We start from the raw sequence: 23,605 nt of genomic DNA on the forward strand, positions 1-23,605 counted from the left end.
GGGGATCCATGCCTCCTCGGTGAGGCTGGCAGTCGGATGGGCAGAGTGCACCACTCTTCTTGCACCGAATCTGCAGCGAAAGCGATGAGGCATGGATCCCCGTGCTGACGCACGAGGATGACGAAGTGGAGGGGATGGCGGTTGCAAGAAGCCGAAGCGCGGGGATGAGGATGCGATCCCTTCGATCGACAATGGGGCTCACAACGCGTCGGGAAGCCTCTGTGACAAACCTCCCGGCACGTTCGCGATAAGCATCGGCCCCATCTGTTGCACCCCGTTTGACCATCGCTGCAAAATGCCGTCTCATGCGGCATGGCTGACAGGATCGAGGTTGCCCCGCCATGCCCAAGCAGTCGATCAAATCCCTGCTCGCTCACGCCTCGCCTGCCCGTTCCGGCGATTTCCTCGCGGGTGTCGCGGCCGAGAGCCAGGAAGCGCGGGTCAAGGCGCAGCGGCGGCTCGCCGACACCGGTCTTGCTGATATTCTCGCGGAATCGCTGATCGATCCGGAGGCGGACGAGGTCCAGCGCCTCATCCTCGATCAGCACGATGCTGAGGCGTTTCGCCCGATTGCGGGCTTCTCGGTCGGCGCGTTCCGCAACTGGCTGTTGTCCGACGAGGCCACCTCTGAGGCGATCGCGGCGCTTAAATGGGCGCTGACGCCGGAAATGGTCGCCGCCGTCTCGAAGATCTGCCGCAACCAGGATCTGATCGCCATCGCGAAGAAGCGGCCGGTCGTCGCGAGCTTTCGCACGACCGTCGGCCTGCCCGGCCGTCTCTCGGTGCGCATCCAGCCGAACCATCCGACCGATGACGCCAAGGGTGTGGCGGCCTCGATCGTCGATGGCCTGCAGTTCGGTTGCGGCGACGCCGTGATCGGCATCAACCCGGCGACCGACAGCCCGTCGGCCATGCGGCGGCTTCTGGAACTGATCGAGGAGTTGCGGCTGCGCCTCGACTGCCCGGTGCAATCCTGTGTGCTCGCCCATGTGACCACGGCGATCGATGCGATCGAGCGCCAGGCCCCGGTCGATCTCGTTTTCCAGTCGATCGCTGGCTCGGAGAAGGCCAACGCCTCCTTCGGCATCTCACTTGCCATGCTGAAGGAAGCCCATGACGCCGCGCAGTCGCTGAAGCGCGGCACGGTCGGCCAGAACCTCATGTATTTCGAGACGGGGCAGGGGGCAGCGCTCTCGGCCGATGCCCATCACGGGATCGATCAGCAGACCATGGAGGCGCGCGCCTATGCCGTCGCCCGCGCCTTCGACCCGCTCTTGGTCAACACGGTCGTCGGCTTCATCGGCCCGGAATATCTCTATGACGGCAAGGAGGTCATCCGCGCCGGCCTGGAGGATCATTTCTGCGGCAAGCTGCTCGGCGTGCCCATGGGTGTCGACGTCTGTTACACCAACCATGCCGAGGCCGATCAGGACGACATGGACAACCTTCTGACGCTGCTAGGCGTCGCGGGTGTCAATTTCGTCATGGGCGTGCCGGGTTCCGACGACATCATGCTGAACTACCAGTCGACCTCCTATCACGACGCGGCCTATGTGCGCCGGGTGCTCGGCCTCAGGCCTGCGCCCGAATTCGAATCCTGGCTGCAGGACGCCGGCGTGTTCGACGACGAGGGCTTCCTCCTGCCGGAGACCGGCGGCGGCGACGGCCGGCTGATCGAACGCTCGAAGCTTCTGGAGGCGGCCGAGTGACCGATCGTTCCGGAGACGATTCGGCTCCGTCCGTCCGACAGGCCGAGCACCCGCTGAAGCGCCTGCGCGCCTTCACCGAAGCGCGGATCGGCCTTGGACGGAGCGGCGCCGGGCTTCCGACGGCGGCCCATCTCGACTTTGCCGAGGCCCATGCCCGGGCGCGCGATGCGGTTCATTCGGATTTCGAGGCCGACGCCATCGCGAATTCGCTTGAGACCGCCGGCCATGAGACCGTCAGGGTCGAAAGCCAGGCCGGAGACCGCGCCACCTATCTGCGCCGGCCCGATCTCGGCCGACGCCTGTCCGATGCCTCGCGCGAGCGGCTCTCGGCGATCGAGGGCGGGCCGTTCGATCTGGTCGTCATCGTCGCCGACGGGCTTTCGGCGACGGCCGTCAATTCCCATGCCGCCGCGGTCGCGCAAAATCTCCTCGACGCGATGCCCGAAGACTGGCGGATCGCAGCGGTGGTGATCGCCAGCGGCGCGCGCGTCGCCCTGTCCGATCCGATCGGAGAGGCGCTGGGGGCGAAGATCGCCCTGATGCTCGTCGGCGAACGGCCGGGATTGTCTGCGGCAAACAGTCTCGGGGCCTATCTCACCTTCGCACCCAGGCCCGGTCGCTCCGATGCGGACCGCAACTGCGTCTCCAACATCCGGCCCGGCGGGCTGAAGCCCGAGGTCGCGGGAGAAAAGCTCGCAGGCCTCGTCGCCCGCGCGGCCGAACTCGGCCTGTCGGGCACGAAGCTCAAGGATGATTCGGACGATCGGCTGGTTTCGGACGAAACGTCCGGACCGGCGATCGGGCAGGATGGCGCGTCCGGCTGATGCCGAGGGGGCGCATGGCAGAGCGATGACAGGGGTGGAGGTCGCGAGTTCCCGACTGCGATCGGGAAATTCTCTCGCTTGCCGGTTTGAACCTTTGAAAACCCAACACATCTAAGGGCGGCGTGCCGGGCTGAGGGAAACCCAACCCGGCGCTTGCACATTTTGAGGCGGTCACCCGCCGCGCACTCGTCGTTTGTCGCCGCGATGGATTGTGGCACCGCCGGCGATCGATCGCGGCTTAGTTTCGAGGCCCGGCGGGTTCGCGCTGACCCTGCCGACAGGAGTTCAGACTTGGAAAATCTCACGACGGGCGGATTGAGTGCCGGGGCGGTTCCGAACGTCGTATGGTTCGCCACCATCGCCGGTTTTGCAGCGCTCTTCGTCTTCGATTTCTTCACCCATGTGCGAAAGCCCCACGCGCCCAGCTTCAAGGAAGCCGGGTTTTGGTCGGTCTTCTATATCGTGCTCGCCTGCGCGTTCGGCGGCGGCGTCTTCTATTTCTGGGATCACACCCACGGGGTGGAGTTCTTTGCCGGTTTCATCACCGAAAAGAGCCTGTCGGTGGACAATCTCTTCGTCTTCGTGATCATCATGAAGAGCTTCCAGGTGCCGGTGCAGTTCCAGCAGAAGGCCCTGCTGATCGGCATCGTGCTCGCCCTGATCATGCGCGGCATCTTCATCGCGCTCGGCGCCGCCGCGATCGAGCAGTTCTCCTGGGTCTTCTATATCTTCGGCATCTTCCTTCTGTGGACCGCCTACAAGCTCGCCGTCGAGAGCTTTGCCGGGCCGAGCACCACCGAGGAGGAATATGAGCCCAACCCCGTGGTGAAGTGGTTCCAGAACCATTTTCCCGTGACCGACGATTTCGAGGGCAATGCGCTGACGGTCAAGCATGACGGCCGCCGGCTGTTCACGCCGATGTTCGTCGTGATTCTGGCGCTGGGCCTGACGGACATCTTGTTCGCCTTCGATTCGATCCCGGCGATCTACGGCCTCACCGACGCGCCCTATATCGTCTTCACCGCCAACGCTTTCGCGCTTCTCGGGCTGTTGCAGCTCTACTTCCTGCTTGGCGGTCTCCTGGACCGGCTGGTCTATCTGGGACTGGGGCTCGCGCTGATTCTCGGCTTTATTGGCGTCAAGCTCGTCCTGCACGCCCTCGAGCAGAATACTCTGCCCTTCCTCAATGACGGGCAGCCGATCGAAGGCCTGCCGCATATCTCGACAACCTTCTCGCTGATTGTCATCGTCGCGATCCTGGTCGTGACGACGATTGCCAGTCTGTTGAAGAGCCGGCCCTTCTCGTCGCCATTCCAGAGGAGGGAGCGGTGATGCCACAGGAAAGAGACGGAACGGGCGACGAGGCCGTTTCGAGTGTTCCCGCTGCGCCCGAGGATCCGGTCCTCTGGGACAAGCGCCGCGAGGAACTGCAGCGGCGCTTGGCCATCCACCGCGAACGCAATGCCGCCGAAGAGCAGCGGGAGCGCAAGACCGGTGGCACCGGCCAGGGAATCGCCGAAGGGCTGAAGCTTGCCAGCGAATTCGCCGCCGGAATCATCGTCGGCGCGGCGATCGGCTATTTCGTCGACAAACTCGCGGGCACGACGCCCTTCGGCCTGATCTTCTTCCTGATGATCGGCTTCGCCGCCGGTATCCGCAACATCCTGCGATCGGTCTCGCCCACCACCACGAGCGGGCAAATTCGCCCAAAGGATGATGCCGGAAGCTGAGCCAACGGGCTGAAACTGCTTCACAGGGTGTTGCGAAGCGCGTTCGGGGACGCTATGGGCAATGCGGCTCTTTCGGGGCACACAATTCTGATGAGGGACCAGGCCGCTTGGAATACGATCCGACCGATCCGATTCACCAGTTTCAAATCAGCAGTATCGTACCCATCAAGATCGGGTCGTGGGATTTCTCCTTCACGAACTCCGCCCTGTTCATGGTCTTGACGGTCGCGGTCACCGCTGCGTTTCTCTATTACACGACGCGCGGCCGCGGGCTGGTTCCTTCCCGCGCCCAGTCGGTGACGGAGCTGACCTACGAATTCACCGCCAACATGCTGCGCGACGCGGCCGGCACGGCGGGCATGCGGTTCTTCCCCTTCGTCTTCGCGATCTTCCTGTTCGTGCTGGTCGCGAACCTGTTCGGCATGATCCCGTTCTTCTTCACGGTCACCAGCCATCTCATTGTGACCTTCGCCCTGGCGATGCTGGTGATGACCGTTGTCGTGGTCTACGGCCTGATGAAGCACGGGCTGCACTTCTTCCACCTCTTCGTGCCGTCCGGCGTTCCGGGTATCCTGATGCCGCTGGTCGTCCTGATCGAGGTGGTGTCCTTCCTCTCGCGGCCGGTTTCGCTCTCGGTTCGTCTCTTCGCCAACATGCTGGCCGGCCACATCACGCTGAAGGTTTTCGCGGGCTTCATCGTCTCGCTGAGCGCATTCGGCTTCGTCGGGGTGATCGGGTCGATCCTGCCGCTCCTGATGGTGATCGCGCTGACGGCGCTCGAATTCCTGGTCGCGGCGCTTCAGGCCTATGTCTTCGCCGTCCTGACCTGCATGTATCTCAACGACGCCCTTCATCCCGGCCACTGACGCCTCGCCGTCTCTGGCCGAACACCCTCCGCATGGCGCAACGGCGCCTTCATCAGCCGCAACGGACGCATTCAAAGGAGTTTCGACATGGAAGCGGATGCAGCTAAGTTCATTGGTGCCGGTCTTGCCTGCCTCGGCATGGGCGGCGCCGGTATCGGTCTCGGAACCATCTTCGGTCAGTATCTGGCCGGCGCACTGCGCAATCCTTCCGCCGCCGACGGCCAGTTCGGCCGCCTGATCTTCGGCTTCGCGGTGACGGAAGCGCTGGGCATCTTCTCGCTGCTCGTCGCGCTGCTCCTGCTCTTCGCCGTCTGATCGGCGCTGACGCAAGGACCGAAAGTCTCGACCGGCGGGCGAAAGCGCCGCCGGTCTCTCATGCCGGAGAGCTGGAATGTTCGTAACGCCTGCCTTTGCCCAGGAAGAAGGGCATTCGGAGACCGTGGACCTGCCCCCCGCGAGCGACGCGGCGGCCGCCCATGGCGAGACGATCCATGTGGAAGGCGAGCACGAATCGGGCTTCCCGCCTTTCAATTCCGAGTACTACCCGTCTCAGCTTCTGTGGCTGGCGATTACCTTCGGCGTCTTCTACTGGCTCCTGAAGAACGTGCTCATGCCGCGGATCGGCGGTATTCTCGAGAATCGCCGCGATCGCATCGCGCTTGATCTCGAGGCGGCCGAGCGGATGAAATCCGACGCGGACGAGGCCCACGCGGCCTATGAGCAGGAACTCACCGAGGCCCGCAACCGCGCCCACTCCATTGGCAACGAGGCGCGTGAATCGGCGCGGGCGGACGCCGAGAAGGAGCGCAAGCGTCTCGACGCCGATCTCGATTCGAAGCTCGACGACGCCCAGGCCCGCATCGCGGAAGTGAAGAGTTCGGCGATGGGCGAGGTCGATCAGATCGCCCGCGATGTCACCGACGCGATCCTCCGCGAGGTCGCCCAGATCGAGGCGAGCCAGGACGAAATTTCAGGCGCCGTCGGCCGGGCTCGCGGTTAAGGGAGGCCACTCATGGACAATACATTCTGGGCCACGGTTGGCCTCATCCTGTTCTTTGTGGTCGTGTTCTACGTCAAGGCGCACGTGCGCGTTGGCAAGAGCCTCGACGACCGCGCCGCTCGCATCCGCAAGGAGATCGAGGAGGCGCGTGAGCTGAAGGAAGAGGCCAAGCAGCAGCTGGCCGAATATCAGCGCCGGCGCCGCGAGGCTGAGCAGGAGGCGAAGGACATCGTCGCCGCCGCCAGACGCGAAGCCGACTTGATGCTGAAGGAAGCCCGTCGCCGCAACGAGGAATATGTCGAGCGGCGTACGGCCATGGCCGAGCAGAAGATTGCTCAGGCCGAAAGCGATGCCGTGGCAGAGGTCCGGGCGACGGCCGTGAACCTCGCGGTGGCTGCCTCTGCCCAGATCATCGCCGATCGCAATTCCGGCGGCTCCAGCGGCCAGTTCATCGATCAGTCGATTTCCGAAGTGAAGAAAAGACTCAACTGAGCTTCATCGGCGGACAGACGGACGAGACAAGAAAGCGGCGCCGATCGGATGATCGGCGCCGCTTTCGTTTGTCGGGGTCACAGAAGCCGCAGGCGCGCTTTGAGGGGCGCGAAGGTCATCCGATGGATCGCCGCGGGCCCGAACTGGTCCAGGGCGGCGAGATGGGCCGCCGTTCCGTATCCCATGTGCTGTGAGAATCCGTAGCCTGGAAAGGCACGGCACGCCCGTCGCATGAGACGGTCCCGCATGACCTTGGCGACGATCGAGGCGGCTGCGATGGAAACAGAAGAGGCGTCGCCGCCGACAACCGCCGAACCGAGACAGGGGCAGCCGGGTGGCACGTCGCGTCCGTCGACGAGAATATGATCCGGGCAGTGGTTCAGCGCCGAGACGGCGCGGCGCATGGCGATGAGCGTCGCGCCGCGGATGTTGAACCGGTCGATCTCGGTGGCGCTCGCCGACGCGCTGGCCACATGCGCCCAGGCGAGGATATCCACGAACAGCCGCTCCCGATCATCCGAAGAGAGCGCCTTGGAGTCATTCAGACCGTCTGGGATGTTCTCGGGGTCGAGAATGACGACCGCGGCGGTTACTGGTCCGGCAAGCGGTCCCCGGCCAGCCTCGTCGACGCCTGCGATGCGGGTCAGTCCGAGAGAGATCAGATGGCGCTCACGCTCGAAGGACGGCCCAGAGGGCCGCGCCGGCTTCTTGGCTGCGCGAGGTTTCTTGACCGCAGACTTGCCGGCTTTGCCCACGGTTCGACGTGGAGCCTTCGCCGAAGCGGCTGAATCGGAGAAGAGAGAATCGGGAGGATGCGCGGTCATGTTGCGGCGAGACTCGCGCATCCCCCGATCCCATGCAAGTCCGGTCTGCCCACGAGGGCCGGGCGAGGCCGGACGCTCGCGCCAGCGCGGGGGTCATCGCGCCGGCGCAGCTCTGTTGTGACGATGCGGCCGTTACAACAGGGCAAGCTGGACACCCGCACCCTTGGGCGGGGTGAAGAGGTCGGTGCGCAGCTGACGGCGCTCCGTGTTGAGCCCCAGGCGCCTCGCGGTCATCTCGAAGCGGCGGCGGATCTGGAAGGCGTAGGGCCCGCTGCCGCGCATCCGCTTGCCCCATTCGGCATCGTAGTCCTTGCCCTCGCGCATGGATCGCAGCAGCGACAGGACGTGGCGATAGCGATTGGGGTAGTGGCGCAGGAGCCAGTCCTTGAAGAGCGGCGCGACTTCAAGGGGCAGGCGCAGGAGGACATAGCCCGCCTCTCGGGCACCGGCCGTCACGGCGGCTTCGAGCAGCCGCTCGATCTCGCTGTCGTTCAGCCCCGGAATGATCGGCGCCGTCATTACCATGGTCGGAATGCCCGCCTCGCTAAGCTCCTTGACGGCTTCCAGCCGCCGCGTGGGCGTCGCCGCGCGCGGCTCCATGGCGCGAGCAAGGGTGCGGTCGAGAGTGGTCACGGAGAGCGCAACCTTGGCGAGCCCCTTGTCTGCCATGCGCTGAAGGATGTCGATATCGCGCAGGACGAGGGCGGATTTCGTGACGATGCCCACCGGGTGATTGGCCGCCTCCAGAACCTCCAGGATCTCCCGCATGATCTGGAAGCGTTTTTCCGCCGGCTGATAGGGATCGGTATTTGTCCCGATGGCGATCGACTTTGGCTCGTAGCCGGGCTTCGACAGTTCGCGCTCGAGGAGCTCGGCGGCGTTGGGCTTGGCGAAGAGCTTCGATTCGAAGTCGAGTCCGGGCGACATGCCCATATAGGCATGGGTCGGCCGGGCGAAGCAGTAGACGCAGCCATGCTCGCAGCCGCGATACGGGTTCACCGAGCGGTCGAAGGAAATGTCCGGCGAGTTGTTGCGCGTGATGATCGACTTCGGCTTTTCCACCTGAACTTCGGTCTTGAAGGCGGGAAGCGTCTCGAGCGTTTCCCAGCCATCGTCGAAGCTCGTGCGCGAGAAGGGCTCGTAACGTCCGCTCGGATTGACGCCCGCGCCGCGTCCGCGCCGCCTGTCGTCGGTGATGCGAAGACCGGAGTCCTCGATCAAATGGTTGGCGATTTCGATACCGTTGGGCGCGGCAAACGCCGCGCGGTCGGCTTCCGTGATCTGCCGCATCGTCCAGGCTCCTGCCCTTGAGGGTGCGTTTGATGAACAAAGTCCTATCGCGAGAAGGAGAACAAGACAAGAACAAAATGGATCTGCCGCTGGCCAACCGACCTGAGCTTCGGTAAGCGAAGGGAATGATGAGCGTTTTCATGGATTGCGGAGCAGCCGATCAGGCGCTGGCGGTGACGCTGGCGAGCCTGGTGCCAGGCGCCGTCGAGGGCGTGGTGCGGGAAGTGGTGCTGATCGATCGCGGCATGGAGGCGGGCAGCCGCAAGGTCGCCGATCACGCCGGCTGCGCGGTGATCCCGGTTGATGAGGTTCCCGCCCGGATCGCGGGCGCGAAGGGCGATTGGCTGCTCTTTCTGGAACCCGGGGCGCGGCTCCAGCCCGGGTGGATAGGCGCCGTCGTCGAACACGCCGAATCTGTCGAGGCGGGCCGTGCGAAGATGCCCTGCGCGCGATTTCGCCGGGCCGCCGCGGACCGGCCGAAATTCCTGGCGCGGCTGGGCCGACGTTCCGCGCTCGGCGAGGGTTTTCTGGTTCGAAAAGCCCAGGCGATCGGTCTGTCAAAAGGCGGACGCCCCCTGGCCGAGATGGCGAAAGGGGTGGCCGTCACGCAAGTGGATGGCGAGATCCGCCCTGCGCCGAGCGGGTAGCGCAAGTCCTTGAGACGCCGGCAAAGCCCGTGAGATGTTCCCGGCCTGAAGAAACGAAAAGGCCCGCGGCGTCGGAACGCCGCGGGCCTTTTTGTCCGTCAGCTTGGACCGCGCCAGGCGCGGTCCTTTGACTGTGCTTATTCGTCGTCGCCGCGGTTCTTCAGAGCCGCGCCGAGAATGTCGCCGAGCGAAGCGCCGGAGTCCTGCGAGCCGTACTGTGCGACGGCTTCCTTCTCCTCGGCGATCTGCAGCGCCTTGATCGACACGCCGACCTTGCGGGCCTTCTTGTCGAACTGGGTGACGCGTGCATCGACCTTCTGACCGACCTGGAAGCGCTCGGGGCGCTGCTCGTCGCGGTCGCGGGCGAGATCGGAACGACGGATGAAGGAGGTGAGGTCCGTATCGACGATCTTCACCTCGATGCCGCCGTCCTTGATCTCGGTGACCTCGCAGGTGACGATCGAGCCGCGGCGAACGTCGCCGGCCTCGGCAGCCTCGACGAACGGATCGCCCGCGACCTGCTTCATGCCGAGCGAGATACGCTCCTTGTCGACGTCGACGTCGAGGACCTGGGCCTTGACGATGTCGCCCTTGTTGAACTCCTCGATCACCTGCTCGCCCGGACGGTTCCAGTCGAGATCGGAGAGATGGACCATGCCGTCCACATCGCCTTCGAGGCCGATGAACAGGCCGAACTCGGTCTTGTTCTTGACCTCGCCCTCGACCACGGTGCCGATCGGGAACTTGTCCTGGAAGGCTTCCCACGGATTCTGAAGCGTCTGCTTCAGGCCGAGCGAGATGCGGCGCTTGTTCGGGTCGACCTCGAGAACGACCACCTCGACCTCCTGGGAGGTGGAGAGGATCTTGCCCGGATGGACGTTCTTCTTCGTCCAGGACATCTCGGAGACGTGGATGAGGCCCTCGATGCCCGGCTCCAGCTCGACGAACGCACCATAGTCGGTGATGTTCGTGACGCGGCCGGTAACCTTGACGCCCATCGGGTACTTGACGCCGATGCCGTCCCACGGATCCGCCTCGAGCTGCTTCATGCCGAGCGAGATGCGGTGGGTTTCCTGGTTGATCCGGATGATCTGGACCTTCACCGTCTGACCGATCTGCAGGATCTCGGTCGGATGGTTGACGCGGCGCCAGGCCATGTCGGTGACGTGCAGGAGACCGTCGATGCCACCGAGATCGACGAACGCGCCGTAATCGGTGATGTTCTTGACGATACCCTCGACGACCTGACCCTCTTCGAGGTTCTGGACGATTTCGGAACGCTGCTCGGCGCGGCTCTCCTCGAGGACGGTGCGGCGCGAGACGACGATATTGCCGCGGCGCTTGTCCATCTTGAGGATCTGGAAGGGCTGCGGCGTGTTCATCAGCGGCGTGACGTCGCGGATCGGCCGGATGTCGACCTGGGAACGCGGCAGGAAGGCAACGGCGCCATCCAGATCGACGGTGAAGCCGCCCTTGACCTGGTTGAAGATCTGGCCTTCGACCTTCTCGTTCGCGTTGAACTTCTCTTCCAGACGGACCCAGCTTTCCTCGCGGCGAGCCTTGTCGCGCGAAAGAACCGCTTCGCCCAGCGCGTTTTCGATGCGCTCGACATAGATCTCGACGGTGTCGCCGACGTTCAGCTCGCCGTCCTTGCCCTTGGCGCCGAATTCCTTCAGCGGCACGCGGCCTTCGACCTTGAGGCCGGCGTCGATGACGGCCATGTCCTTTTCGATCGCGACGACGGTGCCCTTGACCACCGTGCCTTCGGCGACATCCTGCTCGTGAAAGGACGCTTCGAGCAGCGACGCGAAGTCTTCGCGCGAGGGATTGAGGTTAGACATTCTTTCTCCTTGGGAACCCTTCCTTGCGGGAAAGGGCATGCGCCAGCGAAATATCCGTTCCGCACGGGTTTGAAGGTTTCGAGCCGCCCGGTTTCGGCCAAGGTCTCCGCGATTTCCTCGCCGGAGACGTCCATCCCGCCTGATGGCGGATGGGTGGCGCTGGAGCCGCCACCGGACGGAATTTCAAGAATGGACGATCAGGCCCGCAAAGCGGGGCATGATAGCCAAAAAGGGCACGCCTCCAACAGGAAACGGCCCCTCAACGCGTCTCCAGATTCGCCAGGCGCTGATCGATCACAGCGCAGGCTGCCTGGAAGGCCGCTTCTATATCCAATTCGCTGGTATCGAGCAAGTGGGCGTCCGGCGCCGGTCTCAGCGGGGCGACCGTTCGGCCGGAATCCCGCTCGTCGCGGGAGCGCACTTCCGAGAGGATCCGCTCATAGGTCACGTCGCGGCCGTGACCAATGAGTTCGTCGGTGCGTCGGCGGGCGCGCACTTCAGCCGACGCCGTGACGAAGATCTTGACGTCTGCGTCCGGGCAGATGACCGTGCCGATGTCGCGGCCGTCGAGGACGGCCCCTTCCGGCCGGGCGGCGAAGGCGCGTTGAAACTCGACCAGGGCTTCGCGGACACGTCCGTGAACGGCGATGCGCGAGGCGAGTTCGCCGGCCTCGTGGCCCCGCAGGGTCGGATCGTCCAGATGGCCGGGTTCCAGCTTCCTCGCCACTTGACCGACCCCTTCCTCGTCATCCGGGTCGACGCCCGCCAGCATCACTTGTTTGCCGACGGCCCGATAGAGCAGGCCCGTATCGAGATAGGGGAGCCCGTAATGTTCGGCGACGCGCTTGGCGAGCGTTCCCTTGCCAGCGGCGGCCGGACCGTCGATCGCGATTGTGACGGGAGCGAGGGTCAGCGGGCTCGTGGTCATGACGCCGGGTCGTCCTGTGTCGGTTGGGGCGGGGCGAGAGTGATGCGTCCGTTTGCTTCGAGCACCAGAAGCACGGCGGCGATGGCGGCCCCCAGCACGAAGGGAATGGCGAGAAAGAACAGGACGAGCGCCAGATCGCCGAGCCATCGGGCGGCCGCGATGCCGAAGTCGAGGACGCCATTGCCGGTGGCGAGCAGGCTGTCGCCGGTTCGGCGGCCGGAGAGGGCGGCGAGCCGCGCGGTCTCGTCCTCGCGGGCCGCGATGATGGCGATCGTCGCCGAGACGCCGATCAGCGCCGGCATGGGGAGCAGGGCGGCGAGACGGCTGCCGAGGCTCGGCTTCGTCCAGGCGAGCGTGCACGCTCGGCGGCGACCGTAGATCGCAGCCAGCGGCAGGAAGAACAACAGAACGAAAAAGCTCGCCATGGTCTCTCGCTCTATGCGTCGCCGTTCGCTCACGACGCGAGCGCGTCGGTCTCTTCGGAAAATCGTGCGCCCAGTCCGGCCATCATCGTCTCGAACGCCGGGAAACTCGTCGCGATCATGCGCGCGTCGTCGATCGTCACCGGCTTTTCGCTCGCCATGCCGAGCACCAGGAAGCTCATCGCGATCCTGTGGTCCAGATGGGTCGCAACCCGGCCGCCGCCAAGCCCCTTGCCGCCCGGCATGCCCGTGACACTGAGGCTCGCCTCGCCCTCGACATGCTCCACGCCATTGGCGGCGAGACCGCGAGCGACCGCCGCGAGCCGGTCGCTTTCCTTCACGCGAAGCTCCTCAAGACCTTCCATCACCGTCGTGCCTTCGGCGAAAGCGGCCGCGATCGCCAGCACCGGATATTCGTCGATCATCGAGGGCGCGCGCTCGGGCGGCACGATGACGCCCTTCAGATCGGAATGGCGGACATGAAGGTCGGCGACGTCCTCGCCGCCCTCGTTGCGGCGGTTGGCGATCTCGATCGAAGCGCCCATTTCGAGGAGCGTTTCGATCAGGCCGGTCCGGGTCGGGTTCATCAGCACGTTCTCGATGACGATCTGCGCGCCGGGAACGATCAGGGCGGCAACCAGCGGAAAGGCCGCCGAAGACGGATCGCCGGGAACGGTCAGATCCGGCACCGCCTTGAGCGCCCCCTGACCTTCGAGCGCGATGTGGCGCGCCCCGTCCGCGTCGGTCTCGATCGAAAGGGATGCGCCGAAGCCGGTCAGCATCTTTTCGGTATGATCGCGGGTCATGACCGGCTCGATCACCGTCGTCACGCCCGGCGCGTTCAGGCCGGCAAGCAGCACGGCGGACTTCACTTGGGCCGAGGCCATGGGAACGCGATAGGTGATGGGCGCTGCGACGCGCGGCCCCCGGATCGACAGCGGAAGGCGGTCGCCGGAGCGGGCCATGACCTCGACGCCCATCTGCCGCAACGGGTCGAGCACGCGGCCCATGGGACGGCGCGACAGCGAGGCGTCGCCGACGAAGGTCGACTGGAAGTCATAGACGCCGACGAGGCCCATGGTCAGCCGAGCGCCGGTGCCGGCATTGCCGAAATCGAGCTGGGTTTCCGGTTCGAGCAGGCAGCCATTGCCGACGCCTTCGACCACGTAGACGTCCCCCTCCTTGGCGATCCGGGCCCCGAGCGCGGCCATCGCCCGGCCGGTGGCGAGCACGTCTTCGCCTTCCAGGAGACCGCTGATTCGCGTCGTTCCGGCGGCGAGGCCTCCGAACAGGAAGGCGCGGTGCGAGATCGACTTGTCGCCCGGCACCCGCACCCGCCCGGAGAGGGCGTCGGCCCGATGCGCCGCGAGCGGGCGCGCCTTGGCGTTGGCCTGCATGATCTTCCTTCCATCCGTCCTGTTTGCCGCGCGGCCCATGGCCTGCGCGAGCATCGTCCTGCAACCGGCGCGCATTCCCGGTTCGTCGTCGCTACCGCGGGGGGCGCAATTCAAGCACCGCTGCGCCGCCGTGCTGTTGCGGGACGAGCGCAGTTCAAGCGGCTCTTTCTGTCGGTTGAATCGGGCTTTGACAAGGGCCGGAGGAGTCCTTAAGGACCAGCCGATTTTACCGAACCTTGCGAAAGGTGCATCCGGCGAGCCTCGCGATCCCGACGATCGGCACGGCTGGCGCGTTTGTCATCAAAAAGGGTTCATGTCGTCGCGGAAGAGCAGCATGCAGGCTTCGCGGCGCGCAAACACAGGACAATTGTGAGGCAGCCATGGCGAAGCCCGAGCTCGGCACCAAGCGGGTCGACCCCGAAACCGGACGCAAATTCTACGATCTGAACAAGGATCCGATCGTTTCGCCCTATACGGGCAAGTCCTATCCCCGAAGCTATTTCGAGGGCGACGCGCCCGAGGAAGAGGAAGTGGAAGAGACCGAGACCGCCGAGGTCGAGGCCGAGCCGAACACGGTTTCGCTTCAGGATGTCGCGGAAGAGGAATCGGAGAAGGACAACGACGACCTTCCCGATATCGACGACGACAGCGACGATTCCTCCGGCGACGACGACACGTTTCTCGAAGACGATGAAGATGACGACGACATGTCGGACATCATCGGCGGCGGTCGCGACGACGACGAGGACTGAGTTCCGACGAATTCGGAGCGGCATGTTTCGGGCGGGCGATCCTTTTCGGGTCGCCCGCCCGATTGCGTTCTGCGCCGCTTCTTGGCTTGAGGATAGGCGCAAGCGACGGGCGATGGACCCGGAACACCAGCGCTGAGGACCTCCTCATCATGAGCCGCACAGGGGCATACCGTCCCAGGCGCCGGAGGCGGCCGCGGCGCGCAGATCCTGTTCGACGAGGGGAATGAACCGTCCGTTCGGTTCGATCCGCATCAGCGTGCGAACCACCAGCGGCCCTTCGGGCAGCGGGCCGACCCGGCAACCGCCCGAGACATGGACAGACAGCGTGCCCCGGCCCTCGCCGCGACCGGAGCGCGCCTTGGCCTGGGTTCTTCGAAACCGCTCCCGGTCTGCAGGCGCCACGAAAAGGCGCTGGGCATTGCCGGCGGCGGAGGCATCTTCGAGGGCGAGAACGAAGCGCTCGTCGAATTCGAGCTCGGGTCTCGCTGCGACCTTCGAAAGCCGCATGACCGCGTCGCCCGGCCGCAGCCGAAGGTTCGACGGACTTTCAATTCGCACCACCAGACCATCGGGAGCGGCCGAAAGCGGGTCGAAGCGCGACAGGGCAGCGATATCGTCGGGCCTGTTCGTGATGCATCCGCTCAGGAAAAGCGTGAGGAGGAGAAGGCCGGACAGGCTGAAACGCGATGGGAACGACATGGGAAAGCCTCGGATTGACGGATCGGAATTATTGTTTTACGATAATTCATAATTGTCAAACGATGATAAGGCGATTGCTCATGACCTCCATCGACATGATTGTGCGTCTCGGCCGACGTCTGCGCCTCCTGGTCGCGGCGACGATGGCCTTTCTCGTGGCGGGGGCACTCGCGCTCTTTCTGATGGGCGTCTTTTCGCCCGGGACATTGCGCGACGTGTTGATGGAGCACGCGACGGCCGGTCGGCCCGTCACGCTGAGCGCCGGAGCCCTTGCAGGGGCCACGGTCCTGGGAGCGGCGGGTCTCAGCCTCCTGCTTCTGGCGCTGAAATCCCTGTGGGACATGTTTTCAGAATTCGAGAGGCGGGCGCCGCTCAGCCGGTCCGCCGCCGGGCATTTGCGTCAGGCCGGCCTGTTGTTCCTGGCCTTTGCCATCTGGCGCCTCGTTTCGGTGCCGGTTGCCAGTCTCGTCCTCAGCGTCGGCAACACGCCCGGCGAGCGCTTCGTCGCCGTCTCGATCGGCAGTGCGGATCTTCTGGCGGTCCTGACCGGCGGGGTGCTCGTCATCGTCGGCCACGTCATGGCGCTGGCCGCGGAGATCGACGAAGACAACCGCCAGATCGTCTGATCCGGTGCCGATCGCCGTCCATCTCGATGTGATGCTCGCCAGGCGCAAGATGCGCTCGAAGGAACTCGCCGAGCGGATCGGCATCACCGAGCAGAACGTCTCCCTGCTGAAATCCGGAAAGGTCCGCGGTGTACGGTTCGAGACGCTGGAGCGGATATGCCGCGAACTGGAGTGCCAGCCCGGCGATCTCCTGACCTTCGAACCGGATGACGCTGCCGATTGACGAGGAGCCGGAAGTGCCCGCCCGGCCTTCCCGGCCGCGTGTCTGCGTCAGCAGTCCTCGCCGAAACGGCTGGCGACCAGTTCCTCCAGGGCGTCGAGCACGGCGTCGGCGTCCGGTCCCGTCGCCGACACTTCGATCGAGGTGCCCTGGCTCGCGGCCAGCATCATCAGGCCCATGATCGACTGGCCGCCGACGCTCATGCCGTCGCGCGAGATCGTCACCTCCGCCTCATATTGTTCCACCGTTTCGACGAAGCGGGCCGAGGCGCGGGCGTGGAGGCCTCGGCGATTGACGATGGTGAAGTTCCGCGGCTTCGACGCCTCGCCGCCTTCTTCGCTTTCCATGCCTTCGCCGTCCTCCCCGATCAGCGGTTGGATCATCCCTGCCGGCGCCGACGGTTCGTGCGCGCCGTGATCGGGCTGGCTTGCCGAAGCGACTATGTCGCTTGGGAGATCGCCGTCTTTCGGGTCGAGGCTGCGCACGGGGTCTCTCGTCCTTCCCGGTTCGCTACTTGCCGCTGAGCACACGGCTCGCGACATTGATGTATTTGCGGCCCGCATCCTGCGCGTCGACGAGGGCGTCGGCCATCGCCTTTTCCTCCCGCACACTGGCGAGCTTGATCAGCATCGGCAGGTTGACGCCGGCCAGCACGTCGACGCGGCTGTTTTCCATGACCGAAATGGCGAGGTTGGAGGGTGTGCCGCCGAACATGTCGGTCAGGATGATGACGCCCGAGCCGCGATCGGCGCGGGCCACGGCCTCGACGATGTCGATCCGCCGCTGCTCCATGTCGTCCTCCGGGCCGATCGAAATGGTCTCGAACGCCTCCTGAGGGCCGACCACATGTTCGACCGCATGGCGGAACTCGTCGGCCAGGCGGCCATGGGTGACGAGCACAAGTCCAATCATATCAACCGTCATCGATTCGCGGTCGCGGGCGACCGGGTCCTCCATCGGCCGGCCTGCGATCGCAGAGGGCCGACACGCTCCATGGGCGCGCATCTTGGCAGGTGGTGCTCGATGCGCAAGTGAAATGATCGCGCGCGCGCCTTGCGCGGCTCTGTCGTGACCGCTTCGCCGTAATCCTGAGCCGTCTATCGCAGCCGCCGCCCGGGAAGTGAGAGCGTCAGGAGAATGTCGGCGTTGAGCGCCGCTTCGTGCATGGGGAGCCGGAAAACGGGGAAGGACAGGCCCATGAGCTCGGCTTCCCGCTCCGTGGGATAGCGCGCGACCGTTGCCGGATCGACGAGGTCGACGATCCAGCGTAACGCGATGTCATCGCGTACCGGCTCTTCCACGATACCGACGCCCGACAGTTCGATGAGACCCTTGAGGGTCTCGGGCGCCGAGAGCATCACTGTCTCGCCCCGTCGCTCCGCGTTCACCCGATCGTCGGCGACCAGCGCCGCATCCAGTCCGAGGCCGGGGGCGCGGCGCAGAATCGCGAGCGTCAGCGCCGACTTGCCACTGCGTGCGGCCCCGCGAATGAGGAGGCCGTCATCGCCGATCGCAAGGGCGCAGCCGTGGAGATTGACCGGCGCGGTCATTCCGCCGGGAGCGAAACGATGAAGCGTGCACCCGCCACGCCCTCGGGCGCGTCCTCGTCGACGATGTTCTCGGCACGGATCGTGCCGTCATGGGCTTCGACGATCTGCCGGGAGATCGAAAGACCCAGGCCCGAGTTCTGGCCGAAGGCCTCGCCCGCTGGACGGTCGGTGTAGAAGCGCTCGAAGATGCGGTCGATGATGTCGGCCTGGATGCCCGGGCCATTGTCTTCGACGGTGACGATGACCCGCTGTCCGCGCCGGCGCAGGGTGACGTCGATGCGGCCGTTTTCGGCCGGCACGAAGGACCGGGCGTTCTCGATCAGATTGGTGAAAACCTGGCTCAGCCGCAGATCATGGCCAGTAATGACATAGCCATCGCGCTGGCCGGCAGGCAGTTTCTGGGCCTGGAAATCGATCTTCACCGTCCGGCCGCCGCGCGCATGGCCGTTGGCGCCCGCGACAACCGAGCGAAGGAGCGCGGCGAGATCGACCTTGGCGGCCACCTGCCGCGCGAGTTCCGCATCGAGCCGCGAGGCGTCGGAAATGTCGGTGATCAGCCGGTCGAGGCGCCGGACGTCGTGCTGGATGATTTCCAGGAGGCGCTGGCGCGAGGTCTCGTTCTTGGCGAGTGGCAAGGTTTCGACCGCGCTTCTGAGCGAAGTCAGCGGGTTCTTGAGCTCGTGGCTGACGTCGGCGGCAAAGGATTCGATCGCGTCGATCCGGGCGTAAAGCGCGTTGGTCATGTCATGGAGCGCGCGGGCGAGATTGCCGATCTCGTCGGTCCGGTCACCGAAATCGGGGATCGCCGCGCGATCCCGAACGCCACGGCGCACGCGAATGGCCGCGGCCGACAGCCGTCTGAGGGGTGTTGCGATGGTCGAGGCAAGCAGCGTCGACAGGACGATGACGACGAGAGCCGCAACGCCGAAGACCCGTACGATCGCCATTCGCTCGGCCTGGACGATCTTGTCGATATCGCCGCCCTGGGTCGACAGGAGAAGCACCCCGAGCACAGCCCGGAAGCGCTGGATCGGCACGGCCACGGACACGATCAGCTCGCCGGTCTCGGTGGCGCGCACCACGGTCGCCGGCCCGCCGGTCAGCGCGCTCATCACCTCCGGATAGGCGGTGCCGGCGCCGCCAGGCGTCTCGCGATAGATCGGCAGGTCGCTGCCGGTGAAGAGATTGCGGAAGAAGTTCAGGAATTTGGTGCTGACATCCGGACTGTCTTGGGCGACCGGCGGCAGGTCATAGCGCAGGATCTGGCCGCGCGAATAAAGATGCCGGGAATCGAGAATCAGATTGGCGTCCCGGTCATAGAGGCGGGCGCGGGTCCGCGTCGGCGAGATCAGCCGCCTGAGAAGCGGCGCCACGCGCTCGGGATTGATCGGGAAGTCGAGGCTGTCCGTCGCCTCCGTCGAGGGTGCCAGCGTATCGCCGGCCTGAAGCTCCAGCAGCCGCTCGGGATCGAGCGTGATCGAATTGGTCTCGACGGTGGCCGAGGAGGCGATCGCCGAGGCGATGATCTCGCCCTGGGTCAGCAGGCTCTCGACCCGCGCATCGATCAGGCCGGCCCGGAACTGGTTGAGATACAGAATGCCCGAGACGAGCACGATCAGGGCGACGAGGTTGAGGAAGACGATGCGGCGCGTGAGCGAGGAAAAGATCGAATGGCCGAGCAGCCAGCGGATGCGGTAGAGCACCCGCCGGATGAAGGGCAGGCGCCGCAGCCGGCGACGCAGCATGACCTGGCGCCGGCGCTCGTGCTCCGCCGGACCGCGCTTGTCTTCCTTGTTGCCGGTTTCAGAAATCGAGACCATCAATTCAGCGCGTCGCTGGGCCTTTCGGGTTCGCTTTGCCGCACTCGAGGCGGGTCGGCGGGAATTGCGTCGTTATCCGGCTGGATCACGCACTCGTCTGCAAGAGACAGACAGCCAGCGCCGGCCAGGGGCGTTAAGGAAGCCGGTCCGGATCGCGGCAGATTGCCCGGAACCTCACATCTCGCGGAAACGATATCCCACCCCGTACAGCGTCTCGATCATGTCGAACTCGTCGTCGATCGCCTTGAACTTCTTGCGAAGCCGCTTGATGTGGCTGTCGATCGTGCGGTCGTCGACATAGACCTGTTCGTCATAGGCGGCGTCCATCAGGGCGTCGCGGCTCTTCACCACGCCGGGGCGAAGCGCGAGGGCATGCAGGATGAGGAACTCCGTCACCGTCAGCGTGACGGGCTTGCCCTTCCAGGTGCAGGTGTGACGCTCCTGGTCCATGACCAGCTGGCCGCGCTCCAGCGAGGATTCGGGCTGGGACGTCACGCCACCGGGCTTGCCCGGCGCCGCGGCCTCGCGGGGCATGCCCCGCCGCAGGATCGCCCGTACCCGTTCCACGAGCAGGCGCTGGGAGAAGGGTTTGCGGATATAGTCGTCCGCGCCCATCTTCAGGCCGAACAGCTCGTCGATCTCCTCGTCCTTCGAGGTGAGGAAGATCACGGGCAGGTCGGATTTCTGGCGCAGCCGGCGCAACAGTTCCATACCGTCCATGCGCGGCATCTTGATGTCGAAGATCGCCAGATGCGGTGGGCTAGATTGCAGGCCTTCCAGCGCGGACGCGCCGTCCGTGTAGGTTTCGACCCGATACCCCTCGTTCTCCAAAGCGATCGACACGGACGTCAGGATATTGCGGTCGTCGTCCACGAGGGCAATTGTCGGCATTGTCAGTCTTCTCCAATGTTCGACCCGGCATTGGCGGCTCGTCAGCCAAGCTGGCGAGCACTCCCGGGACGCGACCACCTCTCAGACGGGGAACGCCGGTGCCTTCGCACTCTTGTCCCGTCTGGTGTCGCGACCCCTGCCGTCGAAATCGCCCTTCCTCGCCATCAATCTGCGTAAAATGTGGCGGAAAAGAAAGCTTGCCAGGCTTCGATTCCAGCAGCCGGATCGTGTCGTGCGTCCGGTTCTTCCACACCGGATCGTTCGCGATAGCGGCGCGGCGATTCGGACGCTGGCCGACAATATAGGGCAAGTGGCCAAAAATACAGCAGTTGCAGCAAGGGAAGGCGTTTCGCGCAGCCCTCCTGCCATACGGGGTTCGCGCCCGTGCCCCGCGGCAGGGACGTCACGGCCATGGCTTTGAACCGGCAGTCGGCCAGCAAATCAGCAGTTTTTCGGCCGTTGCCCCGCAATGGACCTGCCGTCGAGGACGCTGTCATGGCCGGTGCGCGAACCGCTCGGCCCCTCCATGCCGTTCAAGTTGGCGCAAAGACAATCTGAACGGATTAAAGCATCAAACCGATTAGATCATGTGGATTCCCGACTAAATCGATTAAATCATTGATCGTATTAAGCTTTTTTCGTCATACTGCTTGCCCGGAACTCTTATGTGGCTTATCTAGGCGCAATAAAGCCGTGAGGCGATAGGCCATTTTGGAGGCGACAGGTGGATCAGATCGGGACGCACAATCCGAACAGCGGGATCGAAACGACGGGGCTGGCGGATCTGTCCTCCCTCCGCTGGAACCTGACCGAAGCCGATCTGATCGAGACGGCGGTGCGCCGCGGTGAAGGGCGTCTTTCGGCCCATGGCGCGCTGGTCGTCACGACCGGCAAGCACACTGGGCGTTCGGCCAAGGACAAGTTCGTCGTGCGCGACGAAAATACCGATCCGGTCGTCTGGTGGGACAACAACGCCGAGATGTCGCCCGAGGCGTTCGAAGCCCTCTACGAAGACTTCAAGGAAGCCGCCAGGGGCCGCGATCTGTTCGTGCAGGATCTCGTCGGGGGCGCCGATCCCGCCAACGCGATCAACGTCCGCGTGGTCACGGAATATGCCTGGCATTCCCTGTTCATCCGCAACCTCCTGATCCGTCCGGACCGCGATGCGCTCGCAAGCTTCGTACCGGAGATGACGATCATCGACCTTCCCTCCTTCCGCGCCGATCCCGAACGTCATGGTTGCCGCTCGGAGACGGTGATCGCCTGCGATCTCACCCGCAAGATCGTTCTGATCGGCGGGACCTCTTATGCCGGCGAGATGAAGAAGTCGGTCTTCACGGCCCTGAACTACAGCCTGCCGGAAAAGGGCGTCATGCCCATGCATTGCTCGGCGAACATGGGACCGAACGGCGATGGTGCCGTGTTCTTCGGTCTTTCGGGCACGGGCAAGACAACGCTTTCGGCCGACGCGACTCGCACCCTCATCGGCGATGACGAGCACGGCTGGGGCGAGAACGGTATCTTCAATTTCGAAGGCGGCTGCTACGCCAAGACGATCCGGCTGTCGGCGGAAGCCGAGCCCGAGATATTCTCCACCACGAGGCGCTTCGGCACGGTTCTGGAAAACGTCGTTCTCGACGAGGACCGGGTTCCGGATTTCGACGACGGCTCGATGACCGAGAACACCCGCGCCGCCTATCCGCTGCACTTCATCGCCAATGCGTCGGAAACCGGCCGCGACGGGCATCCGAAGAACATCATCATGCTGACGGCCGACGCCTTCGGCGTTCTGCCGCCGATCGCCAAGCTGACCCCGGCCGAAGCGATGTATCACTTCCTGTCCGGTTACACCGCAAAGGTGGCGGGCACCGAAAAGGGCGTGACCGAACCGCAGGCGACCTTCTCGACCTGTTTCGGCGCCCCCTTCATGCCGCGCCACCCGACTGAATACGGCAATCTCCTTCGCGACCTGATCGCCAAGCACGGCGCCGATTGCTGGCTGGTCAACACCGGCTGGACCGGCGGCGCCTACGGCACCGGCAAGCGCATGCCGATCAAGGCCACCCGGGCGCTCCTGAATGCTGCCCTCGACGGCAGCCTGAACACGGCCGAGTTCCGGACCGATCCGAATTTCGGCTTTGCCGTCCCGGTGTCGGTCGACGGCATCGACGACGCGCTGCTCGATCCCCGTTCCACCTGGGCTGACAAGCGCGCCTATGACGTCCAGGCCCAGAAGCTCGTTTCGATGTTCGTCCAGAATTTCGAGAAATTCGCCGGGCATGTGGACGACGCCGTTCTGGAAGCCGCGCCTTCCATGCCGCTGGCGGCCGAGTAGGCTTGCGCCTTTCAGCCGAAACCGGACGACAATTGTTGGCCCGCCGACCCGAAAGGGTTCGGCGGGCCTGTTTCTTGTGAGAAGCGGCGCGCCTCGCGCTCTGCCCTATCTGGTCGCCGAGGCGGGACGGAAATCGATCGCAAGAGGGAAGGGGACATGGCCGACGAGCGCGACCTCAAGGTGACCGAGCGGATCACCATTCCGGCGGCGGAGCTGGAGGAGCAGTTCATCCGGGCCGGCGGACCGGGCGGCCAGAACGTCAACAAGGTCTCGAGCGCCGTGCAATTGCGCTATCTCGGCGCCGAGTCTACGGCGATCTCGCCCGATGCGAAGCGCCGACTTTATCGACTGGCCGGACAGCGCGCGACCAAGGAGGGCGACGTCATCATCGAGGCGTCGCGCTATCGCAGTCAGGAACGCAACCGTGAGGACGCGCGCGAGCGGCTCGTCGAACTCGTCCTGGAAGCGCTGCGCCCACCTCCGCCACCGCGCAAGAAGACCAAGCCCTCACGCGGCGCGGTCGAGCGGCGGATCAAGGCGAAGAAGGCCCGCTCGAACGTCAAGAAGATGCGCCGGTCGGTCGACGATTGAGAACGGTGCCTTGGTGTCGTTACGGTCACCGCGGCAGGAGGCGACCACGTCGTCGCTGTAGAAAAGCGGTCGAGGTGTCTTCGTTGCGCGCTGAACCGTGATGATTGTGCGATCCTCACAAGATGAAATTGCGTTGAACGCAGATGTCTTT

Annotated in this window: 26 protein-coding genes; 14 read left to right on the forward strand and 12 right to left on the reverse strand. The window is 64.8% G+C overall.

Features of this window, described 5'->3' with window-relative positions; translation table 11 throughout:
- The first annotated feature begins 341 nt into the window (after window positions 1-341).
- The 8 genes from MF134_RS16370 to MF134_RS16405 all read left to right on the forward strand — a co-directional run bounded on the left by MF134_RS16370 (window position 342) and on the right by MF134_RS16405 (window position 6,621).
- Complete coding sequence (locus tag MF134_RS16370; protein ID WP_255340551.1) at window positions 342-1,709, forward strand: ethanolamine ammonia-lyase subunit EutB; 1,368 nt, start codon at window positions 342-344, stop codon at window positions 1,707-1,709.
- Entirely contained in the window at window positions 1,706-2,533 is an 828-nt protein-coding gene (gene eutC / locus MF134_RS16375; protein WP_255340552.1) for an ethanolamine ammonia-lyase subunit EutC, read from the forward strand. Before MF134_RS16370 ends, eutC begins: the two co-directional genes overlap by 4 nt.
- A gap of 291 nt (window positions 2,534-2,824) precedes the next feature.
- Window positions 2,825-3,865: a TerC/Alx family metal homeostasis membrane protein gene (locus MF134_RS16380; RefSeq protein ID WP_255340553.1), complete on the forward strand. Its 1,041-nt coding sequence runs from the start codon at window positions 2,825-2,827 to the stop codon at window positions 3,863-3,865.
- Complete coding sequence (locus MF134_RS16385) at window positions 3,865-4,263, forward strand: AtpZ/AtpI family protein (protein WP_255340554.1); 399 nt, start codon at window positions 3,865-3,867, stop codon at window positions 4,261-4,263. Before MF134_RS16380 ends, MF134_RS16385 begins: the two co-directional genes overlap by 1 nt.
- Before the next feature lie 107 nt (window positions 4,264-4,370).
- Complete coding sequence (locus MF134_RS16390) at window positions 4,371-5,129, forward strand: F0F1 ATP synthase subunit A (protein ID WP_255340555.1); 759 nt, start codon at window positions 4,371-4,373, stop codon at window positions 5,127-5,129.
- Window positions 5,130-5,216: 87 nt separating this feature from the next.
- The gene (locus MF134_RS16395; RefSeq protein WP_209595740.1) at window positions 5,217-5,444 is read left to right on the forward strand and encodes a F0F1 ATP synthase subunit C; all 228 of its coding nucleotides are present in this window, start codon (window positions 5,217-5,219) and stop codon (window positions 5,442-5,444) included.
- 76 nt (window positions 5,445-5,520) lie between these two features.
- Window positions 5,521-6,129 (forward strand): F0F1 ATP synthase subunit B, encoded by a 609-nt coding sequence (locus MF134_RS16400; RefSeq protein WP_255340556.1) that lies wholly within the window; start codon window positions 5,521-5,523, stop codon window positions 6,127-6,129.
- 12 nt (window positions 6,130-6,141) lie between these two features.
- Entirely contained in the window at window positions 6,142-6,621 is a 480-nt protein-coding gene (locus MF134_RS16405; protein ID WP_255340557.1) for a F0F1 ATP synthase subunit B, read from the forward strand.
- Between the two features lie 77 nt (window positions 6,622-6,698).
- On the opposite strand, the gene MF134_RS16410 is transcribed toward MF134_RS16405, so the two are convergent.
- Window positions 6,699-7,445: a ribonuclease HII gene (locus tag MF134_RS16410; protein ID WP_255340558.1), complete on the reverse strand. Its 747-nt coding sequence runs from the start codon at window positions 7,443-7,445 to the stop codon at window positions 6,699-6,701.
- 132 nt (window positions 7,446-7,577) lie between these two features.
- The gene (locus MF134_RS16415) at window positions 7,578-8,735 is read right to left on the reverse strand and encodes a PA0069 family radical SAM protein (RefSeq protein WP_255340559.1); all 1,158 of its coding nucleotides are present in this window, start codon (window positions 8,733-8,735) and stop codon (window positions 7,578-7,580) included.
- Window positions 8,736-8,863: 128 nt separating this feature from the next.
- Here MF134_RS16415 and MF134_RS16420 point away from each other — a divergent pair, with 128 nt between their 5' ends.
- Window positions 8,864-9,382: a glycosyltransferase family protein gene (locus MF134_RS16420; protein ID WP_255340560.1), complete on the forward strand. Its 519-nt coding sequence runs from the start codon at window positions 8,864-8,866 to the stop codon at window positions 9,380-9,382.
- Between the two features lie 137 nt (window positions 9,383-9,519).
- On the opposite strand, the gene rpsA is transcribed toward MF134_RS16420, so the two are convergent.
- From rpsA to aroA, 4 genes are all read right to left on the reverse strand, one after another.
- The gene (gene rpsA / locus MF134_RS16425) at window positions 9,520-11,223 is read right to left on the reverse strand and encodes a 30S ribosomal protein S1 (RefSeq protein ID WP_255340561.1); all 1,704 of its coding nucleotides are present in this window, start codon (window positions 11,221-11,223) and stop codon (window positions 9,520-9,522) included.
- Between the two features lie 259 nt (window positions 11,224-11,482).
- On the reverse strand, window positions 11,483-12,151 hold the full coding sequence (gene cmk, locus MF134_RS16430; protein WP_255340562.1) for a (d)CMP kinase: 669 nt from the start codon (window positions 12,149-12,151) through the stop codon (window positions 11,483-11,485).
- Entirely contained in the window at window positions 12,148-12,576 is a 429-nt protein-coding gene (locus MF134_RS16435; protein ID WP_255340563.1) for a hypothetical protein, read from the reverse strand. The genes cmk and MF134_RS16435 overlap by 4 nt, the downstream gene beginning before the upstream one ends.
- A 29-nt stretch (window positions 12,577-12,605) precedes the next feature.
- Window positions 12,606-13,970, reverse strand: coding sequence for a 3-phosphoshikimate 1-carboxyvinyltransferase (gene aroA / locus MF134_RS16440; RefSeq protein WP_255340564.1), 1,365 nt, complete (start codon window positions 13,968-13,970; stop codon window positions 12,606-12,608).
- Between the two features lie 380 nt (window positions 13,971-14,350).
- Between aroA and MF134_RS16445 the strand changes: the two genes are divergently transcribed.
- Entirely contained in the window at window positions 14,351-14,722 is a 372-nt protein-coding gene (locus MF134_RS16445) for a TIGR02300 family protein (RefSeq protein ID WP_255340565.1), read from the forward strand.
- Between the two features lie 147 nt (window positions 14,723-14,869).
- On the opposite strand, the gene MF134_RS16450 is transcribed toward MF134_RS16445, so the two are convergent.
- A complete protein-coding gene (locus MF134_RS16450) occupies window positions 14,870-15,421 on the reverse strand; it encodes a hypothetical protein (protein ID WP_255340566.1) in 552 nt (183 codons plus the stop codon).
- Between the two features lie 80 nt (window positions 15,422-15,501).
- Between MF134_RS16450 and MF134_RS16455 the strand changes: the two genes are divergently transcribed.
- Both MF134_RS16455 and MF134_RS16460 read left to right on the forward strand, forming a co-directional pair.
- Entirely contained in the window at window positions 15,502-16,047 is a 546-nt protein-coding gene (locus tag MF134_RS16455) for a DUF2975 domain-containing protein (protein ID WP_255340567.1), read from the forward strand.
- A gap of 4 nt (window positions 16,048-16,051) precedes the next feature.
- Window positions 16,052-16,270: a helix-turn-helix domain-containing protein gene (locus MF134_RS16460; RefSeq protein ID WP_255340568.1), complete on the forward strand. Its 219-nt coding sequence runs from the start codon at window positions 16,052-16,054 to the stop codon at window positions 16,268-16,270.
- A 47-nt stretch (window positions 16,271-16,317) separates the two neighbouring features.
- On the opposite strand, the gene MF134_RS16465 is transcribed toward MF134_RS16460, so the two are convergent.
- The 5 genes from MF134_RS16465 to MF134_RS16485 form a co-directional block, all read right to left on the reverse strand.
- Window positions 16,318-16,614: an HPr family phosphocarrier protein gene (locus MF134_RS16465; protein WP_255340730.1), complete on the reverse strand. Its 297-nt coding sequence runs from the start codon at window positions 16,612-16,614 to the stop codon at window positions 16,318-16,320.
- Window positions 16,615-16,777: 163 nt separating this feature from the next.
- Window positions 16,778-17,179, reverse strand: coding sequence for a PTS sugar transporter subunit IIA (locus MF134_RS16470; RefSeq protein ID WP_255340731.1), 402 nt, complete (start codon window positions 17,177-17,179; stop codon window positions 16,778-16,780).
- A gap of 185 nt (window positions 17,180-17,364) precedes the next feature.
- On the reverse strand, window positions 17,365-17,817 hold the full coding sequence (locus tag MF134_RS16475; protein WP_255340569.1) for an HPr kinase/phosphorylase: 453 nt from the start codon (window positions 17,815-17,817) through the stop codon (window positions 17,365-17,367).
- On the reverse strand, window positions 17,814-19,562 hold the full coding sequence (locus MF134_RS16480; RefSeq protein ID WP_255340732.1) for a sensor histidine kinase: 1,749 nt from the start codon (window positions 19,560-19,562) through the stop codon (window positions 17,814-17,816). Before MF134_RS16480 ends, MF134_RS16475 begins: the two co-directional genes overlap by 4 nt.
- A gap of 249 nt (window positions 19,563-19,811) precedes the next feature.
- Window positions 19,812-20,528 (reverse strand): response regulator transcription factor, encoded by a 717-nt coding sequence (locus MF134_RS16485; protein ID WP_255340570.1) that lies wholly within the window; start codon window positions 20,526-20,528, stop codon window positions 19,812-19,814.
- 724 nt (window positions 20,529-21,252) lie between these two features.
- Here MF134_RS16485 and MF134_RS16490 point away from each other — a divergent pair.
- Together MF134_RS16490 and arfB are read left to right on the forward strand one after the other, a co-directional pair.
- A complete protein-coding gene (locus MF134_RS16490; protein WP_255340571.1) occupies window positions 21,253-22,863 on the forward strand; it encodes a phosphoenolpyruvate carboxykinase in 1,611 nt (536 codons plus the stop codon).
- Between the two features lie 156 nt (window positions 22,864-23,019).
- Window positions 23,020-23,454 carry an alternative ribosome rescue aminoacyl-tRNA hydrolase ArfB gene (gene arfB, locus MF134_RS16495; RefSeq protein ID WP_255340572.1) on the forward strand — a complete coding sequence of 145 codons (435 nt, stop codon included), beginning with the start codon at window positions 23,020-23,022 and terminating at the stop codon, window positions 23,452-23,454.
- The last annotated feature ends 151 nt before the right edge of the window (window positions 23,455-23,605 follow it).

The organism is Jiella marina (genome assembly GCF_024359545.1).
In the GTDB taxonomy this organism is placed as follows: domain Bacteria; phylum Pseudomonadota; class Alphaproteobacteria; order Rhizobiales; family Rhizobiaceae; genus Jiella.